We start from the raw sequence: 12,678 nt of genomic DNA, 5'->3' as shown, positions 1-12,678 counted from the left end.
TCCGTCCACGGCGATACCCTATGAAAGCCATGCCCATGCGCGTACTGCTCGTCGAAGATGACGAAGACCTGAGCGGCCGGATCGCCGCGGTGCTCCGATCGGAAAACTTCGTCGTCGATATTGCGCGCAACGGCGAGGACGCTCTCCATGCGGGACTGACCGAACTCTTTGATGTCGCAATCCTCGATCTCGGCCTGCCGAAGATCGATGGCGTCAGCGTGCTGAAGGGATGGCGCGAGGGTGATCGCAACCTGCCGGTTCTGGTGCTGACGGCGCGCGACGGTTGGCCGGACAAGGTCTCGAGCTTCAAGGCCGGCGCCGACGATTTCCTTGCCAAACCTTTCAAGGTGGAGGAATTGGTGCTGCGTCTGCGCGCCCTGGTGCGCCGGGCGTCCGGTCACGCCGCCTCGCGCCTTGTCTGCGGCGCGCTGGTCTTCGATGCCCAACTCGGCACCTTCGAGCTCGACGGCCTGCCGCTGAAGCTGACGGCGCTGGAATGGCGGGTGCTCTCCTGCTTGATGCTGCGTAAGGGGATGATCGTCGACCGGCGCGAACTCACCGAGCGCGTCTATGACGGTGATGCCGAAGTCGACTCCAATTCCATCGAGGTCATCATCGCCCGCTTGCGCAAGAAGCTCGGGGCCAACAGCATCGAAACGGTGCGCGGCCGCGGCTATATGCTGACGGCAGCAGCGGCATCATGAAGGCCCCGTCCGTCAAGCCGAGATCGATCGCCGGCCGGCTGCTGATGTTTTCCGGCATCTTCGTGACGCTGGCGCTTGTCGTCGCCGCCATCGTACTCTGGCTGGCGCTGAAGACTGTGGTGCGCGAGCAGGTCGACCAGCGTTTGGACATTCAGATCGGCGCCCTCGCCAGCGCGGTGACGCGTGACGCTGGGGGAAGGCTCGCCCTCTCCGCACCGCTCGATGCGCCCCCATTTGATCGCCTCTCATCCGGCTGGTACTGGCAGATCGATGACGGACAGCAGCGCCTGACCTCACGCTCCCTGATGAACGGCACGATAGACGCGCCGCCACCCCGGCAGGATCTGCGCCATGTGCTGATGGGCATGCCGACATCAGGCATGGGCGGTGATCGCGGAAGAGGACCGCTCTATCTTCGGCAGGCCATCCGCAGCATCGACGGAATGACGCTGACGATCACCGCGACGGCGCCGATGATCGCCCTCGTCGGCCCGGCACTGCGCGCCCTCTTCTGGCTGGTGCCCTGCATGCTGCTGCTCGGCCTCGTGCTGATGGCCGGCACGCTCTGGCAGATCCGCTTCGGCCTGCGCCCGCTGATATCCATGGCGGCTAATATCGATGCCATCAACCGGGGAGAGCGCGGCCGCCTACCCGATGAGGCGACAGTCGAACTTGCGCCGCTCTCACTGAAAACCAATGCGCTGCTGGAGGCCAACGAAGAGAGGCTTGCGGCAACGCGCATGCAGTTTGCCAACCTCGCCCACGGCCTCAAGACTCCGGTGGCGAGCCTGCTGCTGGCGCTCGACGAGCAAAACGACCCCAAAGGCGCATTACGCGGCCTCGCAGCCCGGATAGACAACAGGATCAAACATCATCTCGCCGCCGCCCGCCGGGTGATGGCCTCCTCGGACAATGTCGCCAGCACCGACGTGGCGGCAGCGATCACCGATCTGCATCGGGCGATCGGCCAGATTCATGCCGAGCGCAAGCTCGCCTTCGACACCGATATATCAGAGAGCCTTCGGGTCGCCTGCGACGAAAGCGATGTCGAGGAAATGCTCGGCAACCTGATCGACAACGCCTTCAAATGGGCCTCCGCGCGCGTCATCGTCCGCGCCCGCCGCGACGGCCCGATCGCCCGCATCACCATCGAGGACGACGGCCCCGGCATCCCCCCGGACCGCCTCGCCGCTGTGCTGCTGCCGGGTGTGCGCGAGGACGAACATGTCCCGGGCAACGGGTTCGGACTCAGCATCGTCAATGAACTCGCGGGGCTTTACGGCGGCTCGCTGGTGCTAGAGGCGAATGAGGCGGCGGGCTTGCGGTGTGTATTGTGTTTGCCGGTGGCTGTGGGATCGAGGCTGTAGGTTTCTTCTGCGTCGATGCAGAAATGGAGTCACAGCGCAATTTCATTCCGAGAGGCGTAAAACAAAACCCTACGCGGCGATTTTTTCAACAATATCGCCGCAAGCTACCTTCACGGCCTGTCCTTGAAGCATAATTGTCAGCTCTCGGCATGATGCTCCCTCCCTGAAAGGCAGCAGCTGGGGGCCCTTCCCGACCATCTCCGCTCCATCCGAGACGTCTTTCGCCTCGCCTCTGCCTTGTTGCTCGCGTATCGTGAGGCACGATTCGCCGTCCGCAAACGAGGGTGGGCATGAACGAAACATCAAAGGAGAGCGCGATGTCGGACGCCAAGAGCGGCATTTCTGGACTACGGCCGCATATTACAGTCATCGGCGTCGGCGGCGGCGGTGGCAATGCGATCAACAATATGATCGCGGAAAAGCTGGCAGGTGTCGAATTCGTCGCCGCAAACACCGATGCTCAGGTGCTGGCCACCTCCAAGGCGACGCGCCGCATCCAGCTTGGCGCGAATGTGACGGAGGGTCTCGGCGCCGGTTCGCTGCCCGAGGTCGGCCATGCGGCTGCCGAAGAGTCGCTCGATGAGATCATGGATCACCTGGCCGGCTCGCACATGTGCTTCGTCACCGCCGGCATGGGCGGCGGCACCGGCACGGGTGCTGCACCCGTCATCGCCCGCGCTGCGCGTGCCGCCGGCATCCTGACGGTCGGCGTCGTCACCAAGCCCTTTACCTTCGAAGGCAACCGCCGCATGCGGATGGCGGAAATCGGCATCGAGGCGCTTCGCCAGGCGGCCGATACGGTCATCGTCATTCCCAATCAGAACCTCTTCCGCATCGCCGATGCGAAAACGACCTTCGCCGATGCCTTTATGACGGCCGACCGCGTGCTCTATGCGGGCGTTGGCTGCATTACCGATCTGATCGTCAAGGAAGGCCTGATCAACCTCGATTTTGCCGACGTGAAGTCGGTCATGTCAGGCATGGGCCGTGCGATGATGGGTACCGGCGAAGCCTCCGGCGAAAGCCGCGCGATGAAGGCGGCGGAAGCGGCAATTGCCAATCCGCTTCTCGACGATATCTCGATGCGGGGCGCCAGGGGCGTGCTGATCTCGATCTCCGGCGGTTCGGATATGACGCTGTTCGAAGTGGACGAGGCGGCAAGCCGCATTCGTGACGAAGTGCAGGAAGACGCCGATATCGTCGTCGGCGCGATCTTCGACCGCAGCCTCGACGGCAAGTTCCGCGTCTCAGTGGTGGCGACCGGCCTCGAAGGCAGCCCCCTGCCCGCATCCGCGCCTCACGCCGCCGAGCAGATCCAGACGCGCACGCTGCAGTAAGCGCAGCGGCGCGACATATCCGAGCACGACAGCTTGCCGCGTCTTTTCAGACGCGCGGCGCTGTCGCGCTTCAATGTCATGCGCTCCGGGGAAATCGCTGCGATCACCGATCGTTGATTCGCGATCACCTGTCGTTGATCGTGGGAAGGTGCGTTTCGACCTCTACGCGGCGCTTGTCATCCAGCGGCTCGATGTGCTCCTGCCAGAAGGCCTCGGCCTCCGGCGTGTCATCCTCCCAGTGGCGGATTTTAACGATATTGTCATCGATCTTGGCCAGCCGTTTGCCGCCAAGCCGCAGGTATTCGTCCGCCAGTTCTTTCGATCGGGTCGTTTGCATGTTGTATTCCTCCATAGGCGAACCGAAAGGCCGATCGTCATTACCGGGTTGGCCGGCAATCGGCATCCCCGTTATCGGCGCTTCCGCGCCTTCCAGTTAAACAGTACTGCGGGATCAAGGTTCCAAATCATCGGCCGAAACCGGTCCACGCGGCCGGCTGAAGGCGTCGGCCGCCATCCATGTTCCGCACGCCCCGCCGCTCTTGCTGCCAGGACAGCCGGAGACGCCTCGTACTTGCTGGAAAGCGGCCTTGTCCGGAACGGCAAGACTGCATACGTCGGGGCGATTTCCGACCGCAGCCTCGACGGCAAGTTCCGCGTTTCAGTGGTAGCGACCGGCCTCGAAGGCAGCCCTCTGCCCGCATCCGCGCCTCACGCCGCCGAGCAGATCCAGACGCGCACGCTGCAGTAGCGTGGCTGCAATTCTATTGATTTGTGTTTACGAAGGCTCCGGCCGGTTAAACGCCCCGCCGTCAAGAGAACGCGCGGGGCGGCGTCGGCATTCGAGCGGTAAGGCCCCATTAGAGCGCCGTGCGTCCTTCCGGACGCACAAAGGACGCTCTAACACTTTCAATCCTCGCATTGTGCTTTCCGAAAATCGATTCCGATTTTCGGGCCGATGCGCTAGGCGAACAGAACCTCCGAGATATTGTGCACCACGGCGATTTCGTCGGTCCCGGTGTTGGTGAGGTAGAGTTTATCCGCCGCTGAGTCATAGACCACGTTGGTGATCAAGTCGTCTCCCGGTATGGCGATGTTGACGTCAACCGTTGTCTTGACCCCGGTTTCGAAGTCGAAGGCCGTGCCGATATGCTCGCTGCTGGAGGAATCGCCGAAGAAGAACGTGCCGTCGACGGCAAAGCCGTATCCGAGCCCGCCCGCCGCGAAGGTCTTGGATTCGATCGAGCTCAACGTTTCGGGGTCGATCTTCGAGACCTGCCAGGTGGAATCATTGATGCGGCCGACGACGTAAATGCCGGTCGAATCCTGCATCGTATTGACGGCCGTGAATCCACCCCAGTCGAACGTACCCGCGCCATTCTTGCCGATAAGGCCGGGAATCGAAGCACCCTTCTGATCGAGAGATCCGTCGGCGGCATCCCATTTTGCAAGATAGGTCTGATCGGGGAAAGGGTCCTCCTCGCTTCTCGCCTCGTTGGTTCTTCCGATGATCTCGCCTCCACGGACCGAAAAATAGGTTCCGCCGATGTCATATTCGCCCTTGTCATAGTCGCCGAGGGAGATGGCGCCGCCGGCGTTGCCGGCTTCAAATGCCGAGGCGTTGTCGTAAACGCTCACCATGGAATCATCCGGGAAACCGTGGCCGGAACTGACGTAATACTTGCCCGTTAGCGGATCGACCGCGACTCCCTGGAGTTCGTAATGATCCAGGAAGGGGCGCACCACATCCGCCTGGACCTCGACATGATTGGTGTTCAACGACTTCCCGTCCGTCGCGCCGTCGACGGTCAGGGTGATCACGCCGGCATCCGCGTGACCGGCGCCGTCGGAGACCTTGTAATATTGGAGTTTCTCCGTGACATGCTCGCCATCGTCGAGGCCCGCCTTGACGGCCGGATTGAGATCGTAGGTGAAGCTTCCATCGCCCGCGAAATGGAAGATACCGAATTCACCCGCCACGTCGGTCGTCTGCCCCTGCCCCTGACCGGCAGGAATGCTGGTGCCCTCGACCGAGCGCAGAAAGAGCGTGCCGGCCTCTCCCGCGTGATCATTGGCGAGCACGTTGCCGGCCATCTCGCTTCCTTCGCGGAAGGAAAAGGCGTCGTCGACCGCGACCGGCGGGCTCGTGACCCCGTGAATGTCGAGCGTGAAATGGCCGACATCGGTGTTGCCGGCACCGTCGGAGATCTTGTAGCCGATCGTCTCCGTCAGCGTCATTCCCTGGAGGAAACCCGCCTTGGCGGTCTCGTTCAGCGTATAGGTGTAAGAGCCGTCGGCCTTGACGTGGAACGTGCCGTATTCACCCTCGATATCGGTGACCTGCCCGTCCCTCTTGGCAAGAACTCTCTCGCCGTCGAAGAAGTTGAGAAACATGTTGCCGGAGCCCCCGGCCAGATCATTCTCCAGCAGATTGCCTGAGATCACGTCATTCTCGGAAGCGCTGCTGACATCGTCGACCGTCACAGGTTTTGCAAGCTCTGTCATGGATATCTCCTTCAAGACCCATTCGCCTTGGCCTATCGGAAAGAAAGCAGCAGAGACTGGGACGGTCAACGAATTTTCCAGCAAAGGTAGTATTTTAGATTTTCACAGCTTTGCCATGAATGCTTCGCTTTATGGGTTGCACACCAAACCACTAGGGACGACGGAAGATGCCGCGCCTAAAGGCGTCACGGAATTGCCCTAGCCTCACCCCACCAATCCCTTGATCTTCGCCGCATCCTCCGCCGTCGCCGGGTTGTACACGACCATGCTGAGATCCGGCCGCCCGTCCACCTGGAAGGCGGAATATTCGAAGGCGAGCGGGCCGAGGATGGGGTGGCGGATATGCTTGGCGCCCTCGCCGTGGCTGCGCACGTCGTTGTCGCGCCACATCGCCAGGAATTCGGGGCTCTTGCGGCAGAGTTCGTCGACGAGGGGCTCGACCTCGGCCGCGGCACCCGCGCGGGCCGCATCCACGCGGAAAGCGGCGACGACGAAGCGAGCGACACTTTCCCAGTCGTATTGAGCGGCGCGTACGCGCGGATCGAGGAAGATGAAGCGCAGCACGTTGCGCTCTTCCGGCGGCAGCGCGCCGTAATCGGTTAGAAGCACCGTCGCCGCCCTGTTCCAGGCAATCACGTCCCAGATGGCGTTGCGGATCAGCGCCGGGCTCGGGTCCAGCGCATCAAGCACGCCCTGCAACCTCGGCGTCACGCCCTCTTGTCTGTGGTAACGCACCTCGGGCGGTCGACCGAGGCCGATGAGGAAGAGATGCTCGCGCTCGACATCAGTCAGCATCAGCGCGCGAGAGATCCGGTCGAGCACGTCGGCAGACGGCGCCCCGCCACGCCCCTGCTCCAGCCAGGTGTACCAGGTCGGGCTGATATTGGCGCGGCTCGCGACCTCCTCGCGCCGCAGACCCGGCGTGCGCCGCCGCTCCCCCGCAAAGCCGAAGGCAGCGGGATCGAGCCTGACGCGGCGCCCCTTCAAATAGGCACCGAGCCGATTGTCCGATGTGACGAATTCGCCCATCCTGTTAGCCTTTATACCATGATAATGTCACTACTTTACCATGATATAGGCAGGGCCGATATGTGTCTCCGGCAAAAACTGGAGATATCACATGCGCGTATTCGTCACTGGAGCCACCGGCTGGGTCGGCTCGGCCGTCGTCGATGAACTGATCGCCGCCGGCCACAAGGTGCTCGGCCTCACCCGCTCGGACAAGGGAGCGGATCAACTGGCCGCCGCCGGTGCCGAGGTCCATCGCGGCACGCTCGACGACCTGGACAGCCTGAAGAGCGGCGCGGCAGAGGTGGATGGCGTCGTCCACACGGCCTTCAATCATGATTTCTCGAAATTTGCCGAGAACTGCGCCGCCGACCGGCGCGCCATCGAGGCGCTGGGCGAAGCCCTCCAAGGTTCCGGCCGGCCGCTGCTGGTGACGGCGGGCCTCGGCCATGCGCCGGGGCGCACCGGCACCGAGAAGGACCCGCCCATGCCAACGTCGCAGACCTACCCTCGCGCCTCCGAAATCACCGCGATATCGCTTGTCGCGCGTGGCGTGCGGGCCGCCACCGTCCGGCTGCCGCCGTCAGTACATGGCCATGGCGATCATGGTTTCGTGCCGATCCTGATCGATTTGGCCCGGCGGACGGGAGTCTCGGCCTATATCGGCGAAGGGCAGAACCGCTGGCCCGCCGTGCACCGGCTCGATGCCGCCCGGCTCTATCGGCTGGCGCTGGAGCGCGGCGCTGTCGGTGGCCCGTTCCTGTCAGTCGCAGAAGAGGGAGTTCCCTTCAGGCAGATTGCCGAGGTCATCGGCCGGCGGCTCGATGTGCCCGCTGTCTCGCTCTCACGGGAAGAAGCGGCCGAGCATTTTGGCTGGTTTGGCATGTTCGCCGGCTTCGACGTCCCGACATCGAGCGAGCATACCCGCGCGCTGCTCAGCTGGGAGCCAAAGCAGCCCGGCCTCCTCGCCGATATCGACCATCCGGCCTATTTCGGTGGGTAGGAACAGTGTCCACATATGAAACTGGAGCATTTCCCTGACTGGAGAAAACGGAAATGCCTCGCGGCTTGGCTCGTGAGGAGAAGCAGCGACAGCCGGAGCTAGTGCGACCGGCTCTCGTTCCTAGCGGCCGGATCGTAGTTGATATCCCAATCCTTCCCGGACTTCTTCTTGCCGGGCGGGTTCTTGTTCACCGTGGCATCTTCCGAGCCGGTGATCACGGTCGGTTTGGCGCTGGCCACACCGCTGCTTTTCCGGTCGGCCTGGGATCTGGCGAACTGGCCGGCTGCGTCTTTTTTGGGATCAGCCATGTCATTGGCCCTTCTGCTTCAGCGCATCGCTGAGAGTCTTCGTCTCGGGATCGCGGTTGTTTTCGCCATGCGCGTCGCGATCGCGATCCGGATCGTCCTTGGCCTTCATATAGCCGCGAGGTTTATTTCCCTTCGGCCCTTCCCAGCGGGGAGACTGATCGGTGGTGCCGGGGGCGCCGTCTTTCGGTGTCGTCATGCCCATCTTCGTTTCTCCTTGTTGAACAGGGGAAACCAAAAAGATCAGGAAGTGTTCCCGCGGGAATTCTTCCCCGGTGAGCCGCCCTGTCGTTCGAAAGCAAGCTTGGCGCAGCAGAGGTGAGCAGGCCCAACCCGCTACCCGGCCCCGCCCTCCGCAAAAAATATGGAACCGTGTTGTCCGCCATTGGTTGACCAGAGGTCTACCTCAAACATGGAGCCGAAAATGAGCAAGACCAACGTTCGTGAACTCCAGAAACGCGCCGAACGGCAGGTAAAGAACACCAGCGCCGGCGGCCATCTCGGCGGCACATATTTCGGGCAGCAACCGGATGGAAAGACCGCCTCGTCGACCAGCAACGACAGCGCCAAGGCGCGGCCGAACGACGGAAGCAAATAGGCGCAGCGGACCTTACCTCACCTAGTAAAAGAACTTCTCCTGCGCCCAGGGACCTGGGCGCCTCCTCTGCTCGCGCCACTCCACCTCGCTATTGATCGGCGACGCCTCCGCTCTAGCTTCTGCTCGCGGGCAGAGCGGCCGCGAGGGATACAATCTTTGGGCGAAGGCTGAGGGGCGACGTGGCATCCTATTCGATTGACGATGCGATCCGGGAACTTGCGCCGGCTCTCGGCAAGGCGCCGGCGGGCGCGGTCAGTGGCGAATGGACTGCCACCACGATGCAGGCGGGGCACTCGTCCCGGACGGGCGGTTACCGCGATGCCGAAGGAAACTATGTCCCGGAGGCCTCCAGGCATCCGCTCGATATCATCTCCGAAGTCGTCGAAAAGCTCGGTGCATCAGGGGTGCCTCGCTTCAACAAGGTGCTAATACGCTGGAAGAAGCCGAAGTTTCCCTTCATGCGGGGCGAGATCACGCTCCAAACCAGTTATGATCGGACGATCGTGCCGCGCGCGCCCGACGACCCGATCTACGAAACCGCAGCCGCTGCGCGGCGCGTCTTCTGGCAGAGCCGCGGTACAGTGCTTCAGAACTTTGCGGCCGAGCGCGGAACGGCCAACATTCACGCCCAGACGAAATGGTTCGGCCCGCATCGCCGCATCCTCGCCATCCAGGCGCCGGAAAGGCTGACGCTTGCCACCGACGGGCTGTCGACCCCTTGGGCCGGCATATCCGAGCCGGAGAACGGCGTGGAATGCGAACTCTTCATGGAATTCGGCCCCGCGACCCTGAATGCGGAGGGGATCAAGAACTGGGCAAACCTGCTGATCAACATCGGCGACCTCGTGGCAGACGGCTATCGCGTCGCCCGCGATGTCGAGAAACACGGCGCCATCCTGTTCTGCCGGCTGACCGAGGATTATAGCCCGATGAGCCGGATCATGCTGAGCCAGGCCCCCGGGCGGATCGACGGCCTGCCTTTCGGCTCCGTGCCACTGATCCGGGCAACGCCGATCGCCGAAGCCGAGATCGAAGGGCAGGATCTTTCCGACGACTGGGGCGCTGTGGCCGCCCGCAACGCGCTCGCCAAACGCGGCGTCGGCAGTCATTGACGTCGGCTGGCGCCGGGCGGTTGCCGCCCGGCCAGCGCGATCTTGGACTATTCCTGGATGTCGGGCTCGACGACCCTGGCGAGGTTTCGCAGCGACTCCTGCCAGCCGAGATAACAAGCCTCGGGCGGAATGACGTCAGGCACGCCTGCCTGCACGATGTCCACCTCGGTGCCGACCGAGACCTTCTTCAGTGTCACGGTGACTTCCATTTCGCCGGGCAGGTTGGGGTCGTCGAACCTGTCGGTGTAACGCAGGCGTTCACCTGGGACGAGCTCCAGATATTCGCCGCCGAAGGCGTGGCTGTTGCCCGTCGTGAAGTTACGGAAAGACATTCTGAACGTGCCGCCGACAACCGGCTCCGAATGATGCACGGTGCAGAGGAAGCCGTTCGGCGGAAGCCACTTGGCAAGCGCGTCCGCCTCCAGGAATGCGCGGTAGACTTTCTCCGGGCTGGTCGCCAGAACGCGGTGCAGGCGTATGGTACTCGGCATGGTAGTGATCCTTTTTGAATGGACGGAATGGACGAACCTAGGACGGGCGTGGGCTGACCGATCCGACACCGAATGGAACTTTTCTTCAAGAAAAATTGCTCAAAGCATATCGCGCAAAACTGTGCAGCGGTTTGCGTCGCGGCTCAGCCGGGCATGCCGTCGAACTGCGGAAGATCGAGCGGCCTTGCCCAGGCGAGCCGCCGCTTGGTGAACATTTCGACTCCCGGCTTGATGAGCTCGGGCTGATCCAGACTGCCGAGCGTCACGAAGACGAGGCCAGGAAAGCTCTCCAGGTTGCTGCTGAACAATCTGGCGCCGCAATCCGGGCAAAAATTGCGGTCGAGCCCTTTGCCTGAATTGGCGACATAGTGAAACGCCTTCGGGCTACCGCTGATCACGTTGAAATCATCCTGCGGTACGGCGAAGAACGTGGCGGCCTCGCCGCCCGTTGCCCTCTTGCAGTCCAGGCAATGGCAGTTGGCGACAAAGTTCGGGTCGGTGTCGAAGGCAAATCTCACCGCGCCGCAAGCGCATTGTCCCGTATATTTCCCCGTCATGTCAGGCGCCTTTCATCCGTGTTTGAACGTTGGCTCGCCGCCGCCGTGCTGCAGACGTCGTCGAGACGCACCTGCGGCCGGCGTCGGCACAAGCCGAATGAGGAGATCTCGACCTCCAGGGCAGCCGTCGTGCCCAGGGCTTAAGCCCTTAAGCCGCGTCCTGCTTTCTCAAGGCCTCAAGAAGCCTCCGGGCGCCCTGTTTTGACGAAGCCGGGTTTTGACCGGTGATCAGCAGGCCGTCCTGGACGACATGCACGCCCCAATCCGCCGTCTTCGAAAACTTTGCGCCCTGCTCCCTCAATACATCCTCGAGCAGGTAGGGAACGACCTCGACCAGGTGCATCGCCTCTTCTTCGGAATCGGTGAAACCCGTGACCGTCCGGCCCTTGGCGATGGGCTTTCCATCCGGCGCCTTCACATTCGTCAGGATACCTGGTGCGTGGCAAACGAGCGCCACGGGTTTTCCCGCCGCGAGCATATCCTCGATGAGCGACAGAGCGTTGCGGTCGTTCGTCAGATCCCAAAGCGGACCGTGCCCGCCGGGGAAGAACACGCTGTCATAGTCCGCCTGGTTGATGTCGGACAATCTCAAGGTGTTGGCGAGCGCAGCCGTTGCCGCCTGGTCGCGCTCGAACCGCCGCGTGTCTTCCGTCTGGAAGGACGGCTCGTTGCTCTTCGGATCGAGTGGAGGCTGGCCGCCCTTCGGCGAAGCGAGCGTGATGTCGGCTCCGGCGCCACGGAAAACAAAGTAAGGGGCGGCGAGCTCCTCGAGCCAGAAGCCCGTCTTCCTGCCGGTGTTTCCCAGTTGATCATGCGATGTGAGAACCATGAGAATTTTCATTGCTCAGCTCCTTCAAAGCCGGCCGGCGGACAACGCCGTCGGCGCCCGGTTTTACGGTGAATACTGCCTGCAGATCTCATGCTGAAACGGGAGAGGACATAGAGCGGCTGCGCTGGGAAACAAGCTTTCCCGCGTGGTGTTTGCTAGAATTGTCTGAGCAGAAGCCTAACCCAACGAACGGATGTCCCAGGCGACCTCGCTCATGTCATCATTGAACTGGTGATCCCTGCCCTCGAGCGTGCGCACCACGGCGTGCGGAATCGCTTTCGCGTAGAAATGGACGTGAGCCGTCGGCACCTCGTCGTCATCAATCCCATGATAGAGATGGACGGGAAGGCCGGGCGGAAGGGACCCCGAGAAATCCTCGGCACCGCCGATGTCATCGCTCGGCCATCCGCCTTCGCCGATGAAGGGTGCGGCGATGAGAAATAGCCCGCCCAACCTCGGTGTCGGCGGCTGCTCGGCAAGCGCATGCATCAAGATGGTGCCGCCGAACGAATGGCCCACGAGCATTGCGCCATCTTCCAACAAGGCGAATTCCCTCATCAGCGCAGACTTCCACACAGAGAAGCTGGGATTGTCTTCGCCGGGCATTCGGGGATAGCGGACAACATAATTTCCACCGAGCTCGCGCTCGAGGCTCGCCACGAGCTTGTTGTCCCAGTGGTCATGAACGCCTTCGCCGGCGCCTTGGACAAAGAGAACCTGTTTGATCATCCCGTCAGCCTATTCCCCATAGCAGAGGCAGACAAGATTGCAGCCGCGGCCACGCCCAAACTGTCCGACCTGAGAGATAGATGGACACATGAGGTTACCACCTATCGCCACGAAAAAGTCAGCTGTCTGCGAGAGC

Annotated in this window: 16 protein-coding genes and 1 pseudogene; 8 read left to right on the top strand and 9 right to left on the bottom strand. The window is 62.4% G+C overall.

Going from position 1 to position 12,678, the window contains the following annotated elements; all coding sequences use genetic code 11:
• The first annotated feature begins 35 nt into the window (after positions 1–35).
• The 3 genes from FHT75_RS03880 (at position 36) to ftsZ (ending at position 3,408) form a co-directional block, all read left to right on the top strand.
• Complete coding sequence (locus FHT75_RS03880; RefSeq protein ID WP_063475171.1) at positions 36–704, top strand: response regulator transcription factor; 669 nt, start codon at positions 36–38, stop codon at positions 702–704.
• Positions 701–2,071 carry a sensor histidine kinase gene (locus tag FHT75_RS03875; protein ID WP_063475172.1) on the top strand — a complete coding sequence of 457 codons (1,371 nt, stop codon included), beginning with the start codon at positions 701–703 and terminating at the stop codon, positions 2,069–2,071. Before FHT75_RS03880 ends, FHT75_RS03875 begins: the two co-directional genes overlap by 4 nt.
• 317 nt (positions 2,072–2,388) lie before the next feature.
• Positions 2,389–3,408 (top strand): cell division protein FtsZ, encoded by a 1,020-nt coding sequence (gene ftsZ, locus FHT75_RS03870; protein ID WP_017964879.1) that lies wholly within the window; start codon positions 2,389–2,391, stop codon positions 3,406–3,408.
• 124 nt (positions 3,409–3,532) lie between these two features.
• Here ftsZ and FHT75_RS03865 read toward each other — a convergent pair whose 3' ends face one another.
• Positions 3,533–3,745 (bottom strand): hypothetical protein, encoded by a 213-nt coding sequence (locus FHT75_RS03865; RefSeq protein ID WP_047611710.1) that lies wholly within the window; start codon positions 3,743–3,745, stop codon positions 3,533–3,535.
• A 276-nt stretch (positions 3,746–4,021) separates the two neighbouring features.
• On the opposite strand from FHT75_RS03865, the pseudogene FHT75_RS03860 reads away from it, so the two are divergent.
• Positions 4,022–4,156: pseudogene (locus tag FHT75_RS03860) on the top strand (cell division protein FtsZ); the annotation flags it as partial.
• A gap of 212 nt (positions 4,157–4,368) precedes the next feature.
• Here FHT75_RS03860 and FHT75_RS03855 read toward each other — a convergent pair.
• The gene (locus tag FHT75_RS03855) at positions 4,369–5,910 is read right to left on the bottom strand and encodes an Ig-like domain-containing protein (protein WP_097594416.1); all 1,542 of its coding nucleotides are present in this window, start codon (positions 5,908–5,910) and stop codon (positions 4,369–4,371) included.
• On the opposite strand from FHT75_RS03855, the gene FHT75_RS03850 reads away from it, so the two are divergent.
• Positions 5,909–6,112 carry a hypothetical protein gene (locus tag FHT75_RS03850; RefSeq protein WP_125853736.1) on the top strand — a complete coding sequence of 68 codons (204 nt, stop codon included), beginning with the start codon at positions 5,909–5,911 and terminating at the stop codon, positions 6,110–6,112. The two genes, FHT75_RS03855 and FHT75_RS03850, sit on opposite strands and share 2 nt — an antisense overlap.
• A gap of 2 nt (positions 6,113–6,114) precedes the next feature.
• Here the strand turns inward: FHT75_RS03850 and FHT75_RS03845 are convergent, their stop codons facing one another.
• Complete coding sequence (locus FHT75_RS03845; protein WP_028757274.1) at positions 6,115–6,939, bottom strand: helix-turn-helix transcriptional regulator; 825 nt, start codon at positions 6,937–6,939, stop codon at positions 6,115–6,117.
• A 91-nt stretch (positions 6,940–7,030) separates the two neighbouring features.
• Between FHT75_RS03845 and FHT75_RS03840 the strand changes: the two genes are divergently transcribed.
• Positions 7,031–7,921 carry an SDR family oxidoreductase gene (locus tag FHT75_RS03840; RefSeq protein ID WP_063475174.1) on the top strand — a complete coding sequence of 297 codons (891 nt, stop codon included), beginning with the start codon at positions 7,031–7,033 and terminating at the stop codon, positions 7,919–7,921.
• Between the two features lie 98 nt (positions 7,922–8,019).
• On the opposite strand, the gene FHT75_RS03835 is transcribed toward FHT75_RS03840, so the two are convergent.
• Complete coding sequence (locus FHT75_RS03835; protein ID WP_028757272.1) at positions 8,020–8,229, bottom strand: hypothetical protein; 210 nt, start codon at positions 8,227–8,229, stop codon at positions 8,020–8,022.
• Position 8,230: 1 nt separating this feature from the next.
• On the bottom strand, positions 8,231–8,431 hold the full coding sequence (locus FHT75_RS03830) for a hypothetical protein (RefSeq protein WP_028757271.1): 201 nt from the start codon (positions 8,429–8,431) through the stop codon (positions 8,231–8,233).
• Between the two features lie 219 nt (positions 8,432–8,650).
• Between FHT75_RS03830 and FHT75_RS03825 the strand changes: the two genes are divergently transcribed.
• Both FHT75_RS03825 and FHT75_RS03820 read left to right on the top strand, forming a co-directional pair.
• A complete protein-coding gene (locus tag FHT75_RS03825; protein ID WP_088930348.1) occupies positions 8,651–8,824 on the top strand; it encodes a hypothetical protein in 174 nt (57 codons plus the stop codon).
• Positions 8,825–9,003: 179 nt separating this feature from the next.
• Positions 9,004–9,936 carry a hypothetical protein gene (locus FHT75_RS03820; RefSeq protein ID WP_028757270.1) on the top strand — a complete coding sequence of 311 codons (933 nt, stop codon included), beginning with the start codon at positions 9,004–9,006 and terminating at the stop codon, positions 9,934–9,936.
• A gap of 47 nt (positions 9,937–9,983) precedes the next feature.
• Here the strand turns inward: FHT75_RS03820 and FHT75_RS03815 are convergent, their stop codons facing one another.
• From FHT75_RS03815 to FHT75_RS03800, 4 genes are all read right to left on the bottom strand, one after another.
• Complete coding sequence (locus FHT75_RS03815; protein WP_003560606.1) at positions 9,984–10,427, bottom strand: SRPBCC family protein; 444 nt, start codon at positions 10,425–10,427, stop codon at positions 9,984–9,986.
• 143 nt (positions 10,428–10,570) lie between these two features.
• Positions 10,571–10,984 carry a GFA family protein gene (locus FHT75_RS03810; RefSeq protein ID WP_028757269.1) on the bottom strand — a complete coding sequence of 138 codons (414 nt, stop codon included), beginning with the start codon at positions 10,982–10,984 and terminating at the stop codon, positions 10,571–10,573.
• 148 nt (positions 10,985–11,132) lie between these two features.
• Positions 11,133–11,825 (bottom strand): type 1 glutamine amidotransferase domain-containing protein, encoded by a 693-nt coding sequence (locus tag FHT75_RS03805; RefSeq protein ID WP_183844641.1) that lies wholly within the window; start codon positions 11,823–11,825, stop codon positions 11,133–11,135.
• 165 nt (positions 11,826–11,990) lie between these two features.
• Positions 11,991–12,542 (bottom strand): alpha/beta hydrolase, encoded by a 552-nt coding sequence (locus FHT75_RS03800; protein ID WP_063475176.1) that lies wholly within the window; start codon positions 12,540–12,542, stop codon positions 11,991–11,993.
• Between the last annotated feature and the right edge of the window lie 136 nt (positions 12,543–12,678).

This window comes from Rhizobium sp. BK112 (assembly GCF_014193215.1).
Lineage (GTDB): Bacteria > Pseudomonadota > Alphaproteobacteria > Rhizobiales > Rhizobiaceae > Rhizobium > Rhizobium anhuiense.
The sequence above is the reverse complement of the archived record's forward strand: the minus strand, read 5'-3'. Positions and strand labels throughout refer to the sequence as shown.

Excerpts from the sequence above, each read along its gene's own strand:
- FHT75_RS03880 (WP_063475171.1), top strand. The coding sequence starts at position 36 with ATGCGCGTACTGCTCGTCGAAGATGACGAAGACCTGAGCGGCCGGATC.
- FHT75_RS03875 (WP_063475172.1), top strand. The coding sequence starts at position 701 with ATGAAGGCCCCGTCCGTCAAGCCGAGATCGATCGCCGGCCGGCTGCTG.
- ftsZ (WP_017964879.1), top strand. The coding sequence starts at position 2,389 with ATGTCGGACGCCAAGAGCGGCATTTCTGGACTACGGCCGCATATTACA.
- FHT75_RS03865 (WP_047611710.1), bottom strand. The coding sequence starts at position 3,745 with ATGCAAACGACCCGATCGAAAGAACTGGCGGACGAATACCTGCGGCTT.
- FHT75_RS03850 (WP_125853736.1), top strand. The coding sequence starts at position 5,909 with ATGGATATCTCCTTCAAGACCCATTCGCCTTGGCCTATCGGAAAGAAA.
- FHT75_RS03855 (WP_097594416.1), bottom strand. The coding sequence starts at position 5,910 with ATGACAGAGCTTGCAAAACCTGTGACGGTCGACGATGTCAGCAGCGCT.
- FHT75_RS03845 (WP_028757274.1), bottom strand. The coding sequence starts at position 6,939 with ATGGGCGAATTCGTCACATCGGACAATCGGCTCGGTGCCTATTTGAAG.
- FHT75_RS03840 (WP_063475174.1), top strand. The coding sequence starts at position 7,031 with ATGCGCGTATTCGTCACTGGAGCCACCGGCTGGGTCGGCTCGGCCGTC.
- FHT75_RS03835 (WP_028757272.1), bottom strand. The coding sequence starts at position 8,229 with ATGGCTGATCCCAAAAAAGACGCAGCCGGCCAGTTCGCCAGATCCCAG.
- FHT75_RS03830 (WP_028757271.1), bottom strand. The coding sequence starts at position 8,431 with ATGGGCATGACGACACCGAAAGACGGCGCCCCCGGCACCACCGATCAG.
- FHT75_RS03825 (WP_088930348.1), top strand. The coding sequence starts at position 8,651 with ATGAGCAAGACCAACGTTCGTGAACTCCAGAAACGCGCCGAACGGCAG.
- FHT75_RS03815 (WP_003560606.1), bottom strand. The coding sequence starts at position 10,427 with ATGCCGAGTACCATACGCCTGCACCGCGTTCTGGCGACCAGCCCGGAG.
- FHT75_RS03810 (WP_028757269.1), bottom strand. The coding sequence starts at position 10,984 with ATGACGGGGAAATATACGGGACAATGCGCTTGCGGCGCGGTGAGATTT.
- FHT75_RS03805 (WP_183844641.1), bottom strand. The coding sequence starts at position 11,825 with ATGAAAATTCTCATGGTTCTCACATCGCATGATCAACTGGGAAACACC.
- FHT75_RS03800 (WP_063475176.1), bottom strand. The coding sequence starts at position 12,542 with ATGATCAAACAGGTTCTCTTTGTCCAAGGCGCCGGCGAAGGCGTTCAT.